Here is a 13989-nt window from a genome sequence, read left to right on the forward strand (position 1 = left end):
GAGGAGGTTCCATTTGGCACAATCGTATGATATCGCGGTCATCGGCGGCGGTCCGGGAGGCTATATGGCGGCTCTTCATGCTGCTCGTCTTGGAAAAAAAGTCATGCTGGTGGAAAAGGAGTTTTTAGGCGGCACCTGTTTAAATAGAGGCTGCATTCCTTCTAAAACATGGTTGAAAAACGCTGAAATTATAGAATCCATTGAGTTGTCCAAAGAATGGGGCATTCAAACGGGCAACCTCACGATTTCCTTAGACAAGATGAAAAAGCGGAAAGATGACGTCATCTCCCGTCTCCGCCAAGGGATTGCGCTTTTGTTAAGGCAAGGAAAAATTGACGTATATCAGGCAGAAGGCTTTTTGGAAGAAGGAAATACGGTTCAATTGATTGCAGATCAAAAAAAGGAACGTGTTCAAGCGGATAAAATCATTGTGGCGACCGGCTCATCTCCCTCCATTCCTCCGATTGCCGGGCTAAACGATGTTTCTTTTTATACAAGCGATACCATTTTTGAAATCGACAACATCCCAAGCTCCCTCACCATTATTGGCGGCGGCGTGATTGGCGTGGAGCTGGCGACGGTTTTTTCTCGTTTTAAAACACGAGTGACCATTATTGAAATGGCTGGACGGATGATCCCGACCGAAGATGCGGACGCCTCCAAAGCGCTTGCTCAATCGCTGCAAAAAAAAGGAGTACGAATGTTAACAAATGCGAAAGTGACACGTGTGCAAAAAAATGGAGACAAAATCATGACGGAATGTCTCAATGAAAAAGGCGAATCCGTGTTGGTCGAAGGAGAGGCGCTTTTCGTAAGCGTTGGCAGGAAGCCTAATTTATCTGCGGTTCAGGGGTTAAAACTGGAGCAAAACGGACCTTTTATTCAAGTAAATGAAAAAATGGAGACGAGCGCTTCCAACATTTATGCTGTCGGCGATGTCATAGGGGGATACCAGCTGGCGCATGCCGCCTATATGGAAGGGATCGTTGCTGCTTCGAACGCAGCAGGATACGAGCGGAAAATGGATGAAAAAGTGGTTCCTAGATGCATTTTTACGCTTCCGGAAGTGGCCAGTGTCGGATGGACGGAAGAAGAGGCGAAACGGAAAGGGCTTGCGGTGAAGACGGAAACATTCGATCTTGCCGGAAATGGGAAAGCGTTGATTTCCGGCGACACATCAGGATTTGTCAAAATCGTCTATGACATGAAATATGGAGAAATCATCGGCGTCACCATGGTCGGCCCTCACGTAACGGAAATGATTTCCGAAGCGTCTTCTTTCATATTTCTAGAAGGCACGGTCGAAGAAATGGCCCGTATGATTCACCCGCATCCAACGATTTCTGAATCGTTTTTTGACATCGCAAAAAACATTATAGATAAAAGTAAAAAATAATAGTGTGATGTAAAAAGAGCTTATTTACAATTGTTCTATGGATCGAACAAAATGTAAATAAGCTCTTATTTTTTGCTTTTAAAAAAGTAAATGGAACATAAAAGCTTTTTATTCATCTGATGATATGTTTATTATAGAATTATGTAAGTAATCAGATAGAGCAAATGACATCGCAAGTGTTGATAATCCATTACTTTATGAAAAATGTGGAATGATTGAGCTAGGAATCAAGCAATGTCAACGGGTTTTTTATGGGGTATCAACACACCTGAAATGGTATGAAAAAAGAAGAGGTGAGGAAATGTTAGAGTGGGAAGAAAGAAGGCAGCTTGTTAAAGTGGCTACATTGTATTATATGGAGGGGTGGACGCAAGAACAAATCGCGAAAAAAATAGGAGTGTCAAGACCGATTATTTCCAAAATGCTACAGCGCGCGAAAGAAGTGGGAATCGTAGAAATATTTATTAAAGATGAAAGTGCCCATACCGTTGAATTGGAGCAAAAATTGGAGAAGCATTACGGATTGAAGGATGCGGTTGTCGTACCGACAGTAGGATTGACGCCTGATATGGTGAAGCGGGCTGTAGCGCGTGCGGGCGCTTATTATCTCTCTAAAAATTTAAAGTCGGTGAAAAGGTTAGGGATTTCGTGGGGAACGACGCTTGCAGAACTAGTGAAAGAATTTCCGTATATTCGCAAAGAAGAGTTAAAAATTATTCCGCTTGAAGGAGGGATGGGAAGAAAATTCGTTGAAATTCATGCGAACCAGCTTGCCCACGAATTGGCTAAAAAAATGAGCTGTACCTGTCTTTATTTATATGCTCCAGCCATTGTTGAGACAGAAGAATTAAGGGAAAGATTGTTATCCATGCCAGATATCGAATCCGTGCTTGAAGAAGGTCGGAATATCGATGTAGCCATCATTGGAATCGGCAATCCGCATAAATCCTCCACCTTGCGTAAGCTAGGTTACTTGGAGGATGATGATCTGCACTATTTGCGTAAGCTGGGTGTCGTGGGTGATATCGGATTTCGATTTTTTGATGAATCTGGTAATGTCATTATCAATTCATTCACCAATAAAGTGATTGGCGTTTCCTTAAGCGAATTAAAAAAGGTGAACCGAGTGATAGCGGTTGTTGAAGGAATTCATAAACTTGAAAGTATAAAAGGAGCACTGAACGGAGGCTTCATCAATGTTTTAATTATTGATGAGCAGACTGCTGCAGCGATTGTTGAAAATTGGTGAAAAATTTCATGGAAAACGATTTTTACTTGGGTCCATTCATTAATATACATTTACAAAAAAACCTTCATAAAGTAGAGATTTGACCAAACGATTGAGGAGGTTCATGTATCAGGCTTCAGCTTACTAATGATTCACCAATTTTTTACAGATAGAAGGACTGAGACTCTATTACTCAACATGGATGATGAGGGATCACAACCGTATCATCGATGAAGGAATGGCTGGAACGCTAACGGGGGCTTCATCCGCTCGGCTTTTATCCGAAGCATTGGGCGACAATGAGCCAAAATCTGTGGGATGAAACCATTCTTCTGTAGGAAAAGGCAATAGGGGATGTTCCGTTGTCTCAATGGTCAAGCCTAAATAAAGACCTTCTTGAGCGACGATACTGCTTGATCTCATGATCGGAGGAGGCGGCTTCCATTGCTCGCATATGGTTCATTCGTTCGTCTGAGACATCTGCTTGTCGGCTCATGGTTCATATGATGAAACAAGCCTTTCCATTAGTGTTTCGGCTTTACGAAAAATCTTTCGGGCAATCATGGTATCTGTTGAAAAACGATTGCAGCAGCTTGCTTGAAAACAGCTGTCATCGCCATGTTCAAAAGGCACCCAAAATTGATCAGACTGGCATTCTGTCGTGAGGAAAAGAGCTATTGCTCTTATGAGTGAAGCGAAACAAGCGAGTCCTATTGATATCAGCAAAAAGCTGTTCGATGTCAACATACGAATCTATCGTTTTTTTACATTTCAACCGTGAATTTGGTTTTATGTATTGACACGAGAAAGCGATTACAAATATAATTAAAACAAAATTAACTAAATAGAACAAATGTAAAAAGTCAGAATTATCATTTTTTGTGCGATTGTGTTTCAACCTAACTAGGGGGAAGGTTCATGAATTCGATTGAAAAAATCATTCACGAAAATTGTGTGTTGTTAAATGTCGAAGCGTATGATCAACATGACATTCTTTCTCAACTCTCGGATGCTTTATATAAACAAGGTTTTGTTAAGGATACCTTTAAGCATGCTGTTTTAGAAAGGGAAGCCGAATTTCCGACTGGATTGCCATTAGTTTCAATCGGTGTTGCCATTCCGCACACAGATGCTTACCATGTTGCTCGAACGGGCATAGGAGTTGCCATCTTAAAGAAACCTGTAGAGTTCTCTGTAATGGGAAGTCCTGATGATAAAGTACATGTATCTATTATTTTGATGCTTGCGATGAACGATGGCAAAAAACAAATCGAACTCCTGCAACGTTTAATGGAATTTTTTCAAAAAGAAGAAAAATTGCTTGTTTTAAAAGACATGAAAAACGAGAAAGAAATCGCTGCCTATTTAGAAACTGAAATATTTTGAAAATAGAAAATATTGATGATTAAGGGAGGAATAAAAATGAAAAAGGTGCTTGTCATTTGTGGAACTGGAGTTGCAACATCAACAATGGTGATCAATAAGCTAAAGGAATTTTTTGCAGAAAAACAAATCGATGTTCAGCTTTATCAATCAAAAGTTTCGGATATTTTATCAACCGGAAATGATTATGATGTCATCATATCGACAACCGTTGTTCCGCCAAGCATTAAAACAAAGGTTGTTAATGCCGTTCCTTTACTAACAGGAATAGGAAAGGAAAAGGTATTTAACGATATATTAGAAGCATTAAAATAATCAATGAGGGGATGGGAGTATATGGATTTCATCCAAAAGATTGTTGATTTAGGCCCTACAGTCGTATTGCCTGTCATCATTTTTTTATTCGGTCTTGTTTTAAAAATGAAACCGGGGCGTGCCTTTCGGGCAGGTTTAACCGTCGGAATTGGTTTTATCGGTGTGAATTTAATTATCGGCTTGCTCGTGGATAATTTAGGACCTGCCGCAAAAGATATGGTTGAAAGGCTAGGGATTGATTTAAGTATTATTGACGTGGGTTGGCCAGCTACTTCTGCCATTGCCTTCGGATCAACTGTAGGTGCCTTGGCAATCCCTATCGGATTAATTGTCAATTTCATTTTACTCATTGTAGGCTTGACAAAAACGCTGAATATTGATTTGTGGAATTTATGGCATATTGCCTTCACAGGTGCGCTCGTCAGCATTATGACCGACAGCTTTGCGATGGGAATTGTAACCGCCTCTGTACATGCCATTGTCCTCTTAGTCCTTGCTGATATGTCACAAAAACATGTAGAGAAATTTTATGGCTATCCAAACATTTCTTTTCCCCATGGAACGTCTACACCGTATATTTTGTTTGCTTGGCCTTTAGAAAAGCTCTTCAACATGATTCCCGGGTTTAAAAATTTAAAAGCTGATCCTGAATCGATTCAAAAAAGATTAGGAATTTTAGGTGAATCGACAGTATTAGGGCTGATATTAGGTCTTATTATCGGTATTTTAGCAGGATGGAATGCAAAAGAAGTGTTGAATTTAGGAGTATCGACTGCAGCTGTTATGCTTCTTTTACCGCGGATGGTCTCCATTTTAATGGAGGGACTTGCGCCCGTTTCAGAATCTGCCAGCGAATTTGTAAAATCAAAATTTCCTGGCCGCGAAGTATTCATAGGGATGGACAGTGCTTTGGCAGTAGGACATCCAGCAGCAATCGCCTCATCTTTGATCATGGTGCCGATTGTCTTATTACTAGCCATTATTGTACCTGGCAACAAAGTATTGCCATTCGGTGACTTGGCAACGATCCCATTCATTGTCAGTATGATGGTTCCGATTTTCCGGGGAAATGTTATTCGAACCGTGGTAGCAAGCACGATTGCATTAGGGTTTGGTTTATTGCTAGCAACCTATATTTCCCCTCTTTTCACACAAGCAGCCAAAAATGTAGGTTTTTCTTTCCCAGAAGGAACGAACTCCATATCCTCGCTTGTTGACGGGGCGGTTCCAACGACTGCGATCTTCTTATTCGGGGCAAAGCTAGGGTACATTGGCTTGATTATCATTGCATTAATTGCTCTAGCAACCGCTTATTACATCAATAAAAGGCCCAATAAAACAAACGAATCATAAATGGGGTTCATCCTTTGCTTTTTACAGCAAACGAAAACATGCAGCTTCAACTTCCAAACGATTCAGTTTCGAAGTTGAAGTTTTTTTTTTTGCGGAATGTTTTGGCGGTTTCTATGTTGCTGCTCAATTAAAAAACAATCAGCATAGAACGTTTTGCAACAGCTCATCAAAAAGCAGTTACATATGATAACAAATGAATGGATAGCGAAGGAACCTATAAGCAGACGGACAATGGATTGAAAGACATATGTGCTGAACGGATGATGCGGGGTGGAAAACTTTCTGTACCCCATTTCAAAAGTGACAGTGAGCAACATTCTTGGGGGGAAGCTATTTTTTTATGCCTTTTATCAGTAAACCCTCTGTAATCCAATCTCTCAATTTAATATTGGTTTCTTTTCAAATGATTGTAGCCTCATCCGCCGAGAACTCTCCCGCCTCTTAACGGGGCGAAGGTGAGGAAGCTGCAATAAATAGATGTTCTGCATGTAAGCGCTCATTTTCTCTTCTGGAGATCACCTTTTCTTCTTCATCAAAAAGCTATTGATTCCGAATGTATGTTGATGGAGCAGTCGATCTTGTTTTTTATCGCGTTCTTCGGCCATTTGTTGGTTCATGTGTTCCAAACGTTTTTTTATGAAAATGGAGAAGGCTTCCTGTCATGGTCTTCAAACTATTTGCTTAATCTGTACTTTTTTAGTACAATTGTATTAAAAAAGGAGAAACAGATGAATTGGATCGCATGGTTCATTATTGCCTGTGAAATCGGATTTTGGGTATTCATTATTGCTGGCCTATTTGCAAGATATGTTTTTAAGCAACAAAAGCTAGGAATCTATCTACTAGCGATGTCACCTATCGTCGATCTCGTTTTACTTATCGCTACGAGTTTTGATTTATATCGTGGAGCAACAGCCACCATTGCCCACGGTGTGGCCGCGGTATATATTGGCGTTTCGATCGCTTTCGGGAAAAGCATGATACGCTGGGCGGATGAGCGATTTCAATATTACGTGGCAAAAACAGGGCCAAAACCAGTGAAACGTTACGGTCTCGACTATGCAAAGCATTATTTTAAAGGCTGGATTCGGCACGTTTTATCTTATATGATCGGTTGTGGTATGATAGGAATGATTGATTGGTTGATTGACGATATCGAACGAACAGCTGCCCTCGTTCAAATTGCAAAAGTTTGGACAATTGTGCTCATCGTCGATTTTCTCATCTCGATCTCCTATTTTATCTTTCCAAGAAAAAAGCCTGAAGAAGGATAAATCGTGAATAGCAAAGGATATGGTCCAGATGCATTCTATGTTATCCAAAGCCATCCAAACGTATTTCGATACAAGCGAAATCATTACATGGAAACAAGTTTATGGCGGAGATATCAATGAATCTTTTTACATTCGGACAGCTTCCGGTTCCTATTTCATAAAAATTCAAACAGCGCCGCCACCTTGCTTTTTCCATTCTGAAAAAAGCGGATTAGATACGATTCGCTTAACGAAGACGATTTCCGTTCCAAACGTGTTTCACGTGTATGAAGATGGCGAGGTTGGCTGTTTAATTTTAGAATGGATATCCGGGAAGAAAACCGAACAAGCCGCCGAAAAACTTGGAAATCTGCTCGCCCTCATGCACAACCATACAGGAGAAAAATTTGGTTTTGCGAACAATGGTTACATTGGAAAGCTGCCGCAACCGAATCAATGGTTGGATTCATGGATCGATTATTATCGAACATGCAGGCTGCAACCTCAAATTCGTCTTGCTGAAGAAAAGGGATTGTTACCCCTTTCGATTTTCAAAAAATTAAATAAGCTGATGCAAGAGTTAGAGCAATGGATACCAGAAAAACCAAAAGCCTCTTTGCTTCATGGAGATTTATGGAGCGGAAATTGGATGGCGGGGGAAAATGGCGAACCGTATCTCATCGATCCTTCTGTTTTTTATGGACATGATGAATTTGAGCTCGCCTTTACCGAATTATTTGGCGGGTTTCCAGCCGGCTTTTATCATGCTTATCAAGAAGTAAATCCTTTATCCAAAGATTATGAAGATCGTAAAGAACTTTATCAATTATTTTATCTGCTTGTTCATCTCAATTTGTTTGGAAAAAGCTATGTAAATGCGGTAGAAAGAATCGTTAACCGTTATGTTTAACCGTGTTCACCTAACAACATTTCGTCAACGATTTCATTCTACCTTTCTTATTTATTGCTTAACCGTATGTTTATACCCATTCAGCAGCCTGCCGGACTTCTTGCCATGTAAGCTGATGGGCCGGTGTTCATCCAATGAATGGTTACCTTGGCCTTTGCCTTCTAGTTCCTCCGTTTCTGACCGGAGGCAGAGCGGATCATTCACACCCGCGGCAATAAATACGGACGTACCGGTTAAATCAGGAAGTTTGTTTCCTCTTCTTGGCATCATTGGATGATGCAGCAAGACCCCTTTTAAAGTCCCTTTAAAATGAAACAATAAACTTCCTGCTATATTAGCTCCGTTGGAATATCCAAATGCCACGATATTTCCGCGGTTCAATTGATAGTTTGCCTCTGCTTCATCTAAAAAGTCGTTTCGTTCTTTCGTCCGCTTAATCAAATCGGCCTCATCAAAAACTCCTTCCGCCAAGCGCTTAAAAAATCGCGGCATTCCGTTTTCTAAAACATTTCCTCGAACACTGAGTATGTTCGCTTGTGGATCGATATGCTCAGCTAATGGCAGGAGAGCTTGTTCGTTAATTAAAATATCTCAAATTCAGAGTAATATTGACGGATTATTCCCTATTTGTCAAATTGTTTTGTAAGCTACATCTTAATCATTTGAAACCAGAGGCTCATTTCCTTTATAGTAAACATAGAAATCATCAATATATGGGAGGAATTCGATCGATGGAATATCGGATAGAAAGAGACACAATGGGTGAAGTGAAAGTTCCAGCGGATAAATGGTGGGGAGCCCAAACACAAAGAAGTAAGAATAATTTTAAAATTGGAACAGAAAAAATGCCAATCGAATTAATTCGCGCTTTCGCCGTGCTAAAGAGAAGTGCCGCCATCGTTAATGAAAAACTAGGAAAACTAAGCAAACCTAGAAAAGAGGCGATCGTTTTTGCTTGCGATGAAATTTTAGCTGGGAAATTAAATGACCATTTTCCGCTTGTCGTTTGGCAAACCGGTAGTGGAACGCAGTCGAATATGAACGTGAATGAAGTGATAGCGAATCGCGGAAATGCCTGGTTAAAAGAACAAGGAATGGATGAAAAGATTCATCCGAATGACCATGTCAACATGAGCCAAAGCTCAAACGATACCTTTCCGACAGCCATGCATATTGCGAGTGTCCTTGCGATCAAAGACACTTTGCTTCCGGCATTAGAGCGCTTACATACAACGTTCGTTGCGAAAGAAAAAGAGTTTCAACATATTGTAAAAATCGGTCGTACTCATCTCCAAGATGCCACCCCGCTTACACTCGGGCAAGAAATTAGCGGCTGGGCATATATGCTGCAGCGTTCCAAAGAGATGATTATGGAATCTACTGAAAAGATGAAAGCCTTGGCGGTTGGGGGAACGGCTGTAGGAACAGGAATTAATGCTCATCCAAAGTTTGGCGAGATGGTTGCCGAAGAGATTTCGGCTTATACAAAAGAAACGTTCACTTCGTCAATCAATAAGTTCCATGCTTTAACAAGCCATGATGAAATCACCTATGCCCACGGTGCTTTAAAAGCTTTAGCTGCCGATTTAATGAAAATCGCAAATGACGTTCGTTGGTTGGCAAGCGGCCCTCGTTGCGGAATCGGGGAAATTACCATCCCTGAAAACGAACCGGGCAGCTCGATCATGCCTGGAAAAGTAAACCCTACACAAAGTGAAGCACTCACCATGGTAGCGGTTCAAGTGATGGGAAATGATGCGGCGATTGGTTTTGCCGCAAGTCAAGGGAATTTTGAATTAAATGTTTTTAAACCGGTCATTGCTTATAATTTCTTGCAATCCGTCCGTCTGTTAGCCGATGCGATGGATTCCTTTAATACGAATTGCGCCGTCGGCATTAAACCAAACGAAAAAGTGATACAAGAATACTTGAATCAGTCTTTAATGTTAGTAACAGCCTTGAATCCTCACATTGGCTATGAAAATGCGGCGAAAATTGCCAAACATGCTCATAAACATAACTTGTCCCTTAAACAAGCGGCCATTGAATTAGGAGTGCTAACGGAAGAACAATTCGATCAATATGTTCGTCCTGAAGAGATGATTCATCCAAAAGCGTGATCAAAAAGTAGCTTTCTAACGTCTTAAAAGTCCAAGCCTCACTTATTTTATCGCGTTCGCGCCAATTTAACTTATGAAAGCTCGCTCATGGTCTTTTTAGGCCATGAGCAAGCTAAAAAACTCAATCAACTTATTGCTTTTATTTTCCATAATAAAAGCCGCTCCATTTATCCATGCTTAGAATGGCGATCAGCTAATATAAAATGATCACCATATCCCCAAAAAACAAAACAGAATGATTCCAGCTTTTGTTGCAACGCTCGGATAGGGTTCAAAATTTTGCATAGTAAATCGCTGAAGTTATAAATGATGTTTTTTTTAAACGGATACTCGATTGTGAAAGGATCTCTTTAAGTGGGGAATAAAGTTGAACAGCAATCCGGTATCCGATAAAAAAGCCGATTCCATTTAGCATGACATCATCAATATCTACTTTTCTTCCAGTCCCTTGAAAAATGTTTTCAATTAATTGAATCAATTCGATTAAAATAGGAATGGAAATGGAGGAAATAAATGCTGTTTTCACGCTTTTAAGCCGATCCCAGAGGACTGTCAAGTAAAAGGACAATGGGAAAAGCAGCAAAGTGTTTCCCACAATGTTTGTAACTAAAGACATATAATAGCCGTGTTTGATAGCGAATATGGCCATATCGATTAACGAAGCGAAGGGAATTATATTAATATTATGAGCGATCGGTTGACTTGTATCTATTGCTTTCGGATCAATATAAATAGGGAAAAAGAGTAAGAACATAACGTACAGACAGTAGTTCACAAAAATATATTTGCCAATATGCTAAAAAAATTAAACTCCTTTTTTCTTCTGACCATAAATGCCTGAACGACCACAAATTCACAGGTAACCAAAATAAGATCATCAACGGAAGTCTTGCTGAAATAGAAGCGATTGCGTCAATACCTTTTGTGATTTTTCCTGTTTCTACGTTTATACAATACATTTCTTTTTCAAGGTCAGTGATAGGTATATTTAGATTATTTTCTTCTCTAATACTCTTTAGTTCAATAAGGTTAAACCAATCCAGCTTATGAATATTTTCTTTAACTCTCATACAGATTGGACACCAGCTATCATACAATACTAAGATTTTACTCACCTTATGCTACTCCTTTTTGTAAAATTTTCAAATCTTATGTTTATAATAAGGGGTGATATCAAAATCATCAAATTAATTAATTTTGAAAGGATTTGAATATTCAAATACACTTATCACGCTTTACGTCTCGTTATTTTTAGCATTTGTTATACCTATAATATTGTTGATTCACGAGAACGCGATTGTCCAATTATATTGGGTAATAACATACACTGTAGGAATACTCCAACAAAAGCAAGCACCACAAAAAACGACCAAGAAAGGGGAATATTTCTTGTTAATAAATATCCTACAATGAAGGGACCGATCGCGTTACTGATTCCATAGAGAAGCTGATAGCTCGAAATGCTTTTCCCTCTTTTCTCAGCCGGACCAATTTCTCCCACAATTGTTGCAGACGCTGGATAAAAAAGTTGTTCTCCACAACTAAAGAGAAGAATTCCGACGAAAAGAAGTGGAACAAAAAAGTTCAAGTGTGCAGATACTAAAAATGTACTTCCTAAGAAAATGATATAAGATAAGCCTAAAACAACCGAACCGACGATTATTTTTTGCAAATCGTTCAAGCGATGTGTAAAAAACAACAGCGGAACCTGAAGGACAATAACGGAAAGGCTATTTACTGTAAATAACACACCAGAAATCCAGCTAAGGTCTGGACTTATCTCCTTTATAAAAGCAGGCATTGCGAAACCTAAAGCGACGTACATAAAGGTCATCGGAGCAACTGCTACCAAAAAACGCATTAAGTTTGAGTCGTATGAAAAACGAATAGCCCAAACTTTTTTGGAAATCGGTTCTTTTTTTATAATTGATTGGTTGCGCAATGGAATTTTTGCAATCAACACGGCTGCAATAAGAAAACTGAATGCATCTATGAATATTAACGTCCCATAAGCAAACGATGTATTAAATATTGCTATGATACCTGTACCTATGAGCATTCCTAAAGAATTCCCCAAATTCCGTAAACTTCGAGAACTTCCAAACCACATCGTTCGATCCTCGCTGGGGACAAGTTGTGAGATGATCGTTTGGTTCACAACTGGCCATGCCCGCTGTCCCCAGGTAACAATAGTCGCTGCGATTGTCAATCCCCAAATATTATGGAATATCAAATATCCAAGAGTTCCGATTCCTCGTAACCAAAAACTTGCAAGAGCAGCAGGCTTTGCACCTAATCGATCCACTATCATACCGCAGACAGGTATGGCAAGTAATCCAGCCAATGCACTAATCGATAGCATTTGACCTACTTGCTCCAACGAAAGACCACTCGTCTTTAGAAAAAAAAGAACTAAAAATGGCATAGTTAACCCCGATCCGAACGAATCTAGAAACAATGCCCCTAGAAAGGGCGCACTCCAAGGTTGTGAATGAACTACTTTCTTTATTTTCGAATATTGAGAAACTAGGAACTTCATGCCATCTCCACCTTACCCTAGTATCTTTTGCTCAGCTGTAGAAGAAAGAGCTTTTGGCAGGACAATTTTAAAATCTGCCGGTACGTTTTCACTTAGCTCAATGCCGGCGCGAGCATATGGACCTATTTCATCTTTTTGTCCAGCTCCTGTTACATACATGGCCACTTCATGTACTCCGTCAATACCGAGTTTTGATTCTACTAAACTTTCCTTAAAAGCTGCCGTCATGAAAACACCTAAATTATGTGCTGTTCCCGCTAACAAAAAGTTTTGCGCGTAGTGAGCGGTTTCATAATGCATAAGTCGATAAATGCGTGCGCCTTTGTATTTCCATTTAATTCGATCTATAACACTTGTATAAAAAACTGTAACTGCGGCATTCAGGAAATAATCTTGCCCATATAGGACATCGTATAGAAATGGCTTCACGTCTTCTTCTGTCTCAATAAGATGTAAAGCGTGGTGTTTTTGACAGTAATGGTACACACCGCTTCGTAAACCTTCACATGCATTCACAATCGGATATAACTCTATTGAATGTCGTCCACCCGGAGAGGGAGAGGGCTTTTTGGCTACGATTCCATAGGAGTGTGTGTCATTTGTGAAAAGAATCCCTCAGTGTAAAATAGAACATCGGCTAAGTTTTGTAGTGAAATTGGTTCTTCAGAAAAACGTCGACAGGATCTACGTTTCATAAAAGAATTGACCAAAGTTTGATCTAAAAGTTTACTAGGAGTCGGTAGTTTGATGCTAGATGTTGCGCAGTTGCACTTGAAATATTGTGGTGCAGGAGATGATTTTTTTCTGAATTCTTCAACATTTTTCAATCTACCTTCTTCAGTGGTTTCAAATTTTGTATCTTTTGTTTGTAGATGAAGGAACCAAGATGATTCATCCCAATCTTGCCATTCCGCTACGATTTGCTCAATGGTCAAATTGTAATCTGTTTCCTTTTCGATGAGAATTCCATTTTTGACCAAGTGCTCGACAATACTTGTTACCATTGATTCTGAAAAAATCGGTTGTAAGCTTGTGTCTTCACTCGAAAACATGGAGATAATCTCGCATACCTTCCAATCAACTTTAAAAGTGCGTTTTACAGAAGGTAGATGCAAGTGCGGTTGTCCATCAGGATAAGTAATGACTAAATCAGGTGCTAAATAATAACGGTTCAATCGTGACATTTTCTCAAACCCTTTCCCAACAGAATAAAAGTAAGAACCACCTGATTGAGTTTCAGATGGTTCCGCTCATGCCAATTCTTAGTCGGCCGGGTGCATAATAGGTATCAGTGCTTCCTGTTCTTCAAAAATAAATGTTTCTTCTTTTACTGTATTATTTTTTACTGAATTATCTTTTAATTCATCATCCAATTTTTCCACTTACTTACATTACTTAAGTTTATATTAAATTTGATTGGCAATTTAGTCAAGTTAGAAATTTGAAAATTATTATAAATATGATAATATTAAGTTAATGTTAGTAATAATTT

Annotated in this window: 13 protein-coding genes and 1 pseudogene; 8 read left to right on the forward strand and 6 right to left on the reverse strand. The window is 39.5% G+C overall.

What is annotated here, in order from left to right; translation table 11 throughout:
* Nucleotides 1-13: 13 nt before the first annotated feature.
* The 7 genes from lpdA (at nucleotide 14) to GRQ40_RS04890 (ending at nucleotide 7838) form a co-directional block, all read left to right on the forward strand.
* A complete protein-coding gene (gene lpdA, locus GRQ40_RS04860; protein ID WP_159719487.1) occupies nucleotides 14-1396 on the forward strand; it encodes a dihydrolipoyl dehydrogenase in 1383 nt (460 codons plus the stop codon).
* 301 nt (nucleotides 1397-1697) lie between these two features.
* On the forward strand, nucleotides 1698-2645 hold the full coding sequence (locus tag GRQ40_RS04865; protein ID WP_159719488.1) for a sugar-binding transcriptional regulator: 948 nt from the start codon (nucleotides 1698-1700) through the stop codon (nucleotides 2643-2645).
* A gap of 897 nt (nucleotides 2646-3542) precedes the next feature.
* Complete coding sequence (locus GRQ40_RS04870; protein WP_044741672.1) at nucleotides 3543-4010, forward strand: PTS sugar transporter subunit IIA; 468 nt, start codon at nucleotides 3543-3545, stop codon at nucleotides 4008-4010.
* A gap of 36 nt (nucleotides 4011-4046) precedes the next feature.
* Nucleotides 4047-4322 carry a PTS sugar transporter subunit IIB gene (locus tag GRQ40_RS04875; protein WP_044741673.1) on the forward strand — a complete coding sequence of 92 codons (276 nt, stop codon included), beginning with the start codon at nucleotides 4047-4049 and terminating at the stop codon, nucleotides 4320-4322.
* Nucleotides 4323-4343: 21 nt separating this feature from the next.
* Entirely contained in the window at nucleotides 4344-5675 is a 1332-nt protein-coding gene (locus tag GRQ40_RS04880; RefSeq protein ID WP_044741674.1) for a PTS galactitol transporter subunit IIC, read from the forward strand.
* A 728-nt stretch (nucleotides 5676-6403) separates the two neighbouring features.
* A complete protein-coding gene (locus tag GRQ40_RS04885; protein ID WP_159719489.1) occupies nucleotides 6404-6949 on the forward strand; it encodes a hypothetical protein in 546 nt (181 codons plus the stop codon).
* 28 nt (nucleotides 6950-6977) lie between these two features.
* Complete coding sequence (locus tag GRQ40_RS04890; protein ID WP_370514186.1) at nucleotides 6978-7838, forward strand: fructosamine kinase family protein; 861 nt, start codon at nucleotides 6978-6980, stop codon at nucleotides 7836-7838.
* A 70-nt stretch (nucleotides 7839-7908) separates the two neighbouring features.
* On the opposite strand, the pseudogene GRQ40_RS04895 reads toward GRQ40_RS04890, so the two are convergent.
* Nucleotides 7909-8417, reverse strand: a pseudogene (locus GRQ40_RS04895) (alpha/beta hydrolase); the annotation flags it as partial.
* Nucleotides 8418-8569: 152 nt separating this feature from the next.
* Between GRQ40_RS04895 and fumC the strand changes: the two are divergent.
* Nucleotides 8570-9958 (forward strand): class II fumarate hydratase, encoded by a 1389-nt coding sequence (gene fumC / locus GRQ40_RS04900; RefSeq protein WP_159719491.1) that lies wholly within the window; start codon nucleotides 8570-8572, stop codon nucleotides 9956-9958.
* Between the two features lie 271 nt (nucleotides 9959-10229).
* Here fumC and GRQ40_RS04905 read toward each other — a convergent pair whose 3' ends face one another.
* From GRQ40_RS04905 to GRQ40_RS18465, 5 genes are all read right to left on the reverse strand, one after another.
* On the reverse strand, nucleotides 10230-10712 hold the full coding sequence (locus tag GRQ40_RS04905; protein WP_236546442.1) for a VanZ family protein: 483 nt from the start codon (nucleotides 10710-10712) through the stop codon (nucleotides 10230-10232).
* A complete protein-coding gene (locus GRQ40_RS04910; protein WP_044741679.1) occupies nucleotides 10681-11073 on the reverse strand; it encodes a DCC1-like thiol-disulfide oxidoreductase family protein in 393 nt (130 codons plus the stop codon). Before GRQ40_RS04910 ends, GRQ40_RS04905 begins: the two co-directional genes overlap by 32 nt.
* Nucleotides 11074-11225: 152 nt before the next feature.
* Nucleotides 11226-12497, reverse strand: coding sequence for an MFS transporter (locus tag GRQ40_RS04915; RefSeq protein ID WP_044741680.1), 1272 nt, complete (start codon nucleotides 12495-12497; stop codon nucleotides 11226-11228).
* Nucleotides 12498-12509: 12 nt separating this feature from the next.
* Nucleotides 12510-13013, reverse strand: coding sequence for a SagB/ThcOx family dehydrogenase (locus GRQ40_RS18460; protein ID WP_052660899.1), 504 nt, complete (start codon nucleotides 13011-13013; stop codon nucleotides 12510-12512).
* 56 nt (nucleotides 13014-13069) lie between these two features.
* Entirely contained in the window at nucleotides 13070-13681 is a 612-nt protein-coding gene (locus tag GRQ40_RS18465) for a hypothetical protein (RefSeq protein ID WP_066149404.1), read from the reverse strand.
* Between the last annotated feature and the right edge of the window lie 308 nt (nucleotides 13682-13989).

Origin of the sequence: Anoxybacillus sp. PDR2 (assembly GCF_009834045.1) — a bacterium.
GTDB classification, from domain to species: Bacteria; Bacillota; Bacilli; order Bacillales; family Anoxybacillaceae; genus Anoxybacteroides; species Anoxybacteroides rupiense.

What these genes read in the sequence shown, in the direction of transcription:
- GRQ40_RS04865 (WP_159719488.1), top strand. Translation starts at nt 1,698, where the DNA reads ATGTTAGAGTGGGAAGAAAGAAGGCAGCTTGTTAAAGTGGCTACATTG.
- GRQ40_RS04870 (WP_044741672.1), top strand. Translation starts at nt 3,543, where the DNA reads ATGAATTCGATTGAAAAAATCATTCACGAAAATTGTGTGTTGTTAAAT.
- GRQ40_RS04875 (WP_044741673.1), top strand. Translation starts at nt 4,047, where the DNA reads ATGAAAAAGGTGCTTGTCATTTGTGGAACTGGAGTTGCAACATCAACA.
- GRQ40_RS04880 (WP_044741674.1), top strand. Translation starts at nt 4,344, where the DNA reads ATGGATTTCATCCAAAAGATTGTTGATTTAGGCCCTACAGTCGTATTG.
- GRQ40_RS04885 (WP_159719489.1), top strand. Translation starts at nt 6,404, where the DNA reads ATGAATTGGATCGCATGGTTCATTATTGCCTGTGAAATCGGATTTTGG.
- GRQ40_RS04890 (WP_370514186.1), top strand. Translation starts at nt 6,978, where the DNA reads ATGCATTCTATGTTATCCAAAGCCATCCAAACGTATTTCGATACAAGC.
- fumC (WP_159719491.1), top strand. Translation starts at nt 8,570, where the DNA reads ATGGAATATCGGATAGAAAGAGACACAATGGGTGAAGTGAAAGTTCCA.
- GRQ40_RS04905 (WP_236546442.1), bottom strand. Translation starts at nt 10,712, where the DNA reads ATGTTCTTACTCTTTTTCCCTATTTATATTGATCCGAAAGCAATAGAT.
- GRQ40_RS04915 (WP_044741680.1), bottom strand. Translation starts at nt 12,497, where the DNA reads ATGAAGTTCCTAGTTTCTCAATATTCGAAAATAAAGAAAGTAGTTCAT.
- GRQ40_RS18465 (WP_066149404.1), bottom strand. Translation starts at nt 13,681, where the DNA reads ATGTCACGATTGAACCGTTATTATTTAGCACCTGATTTAGTCATTACT.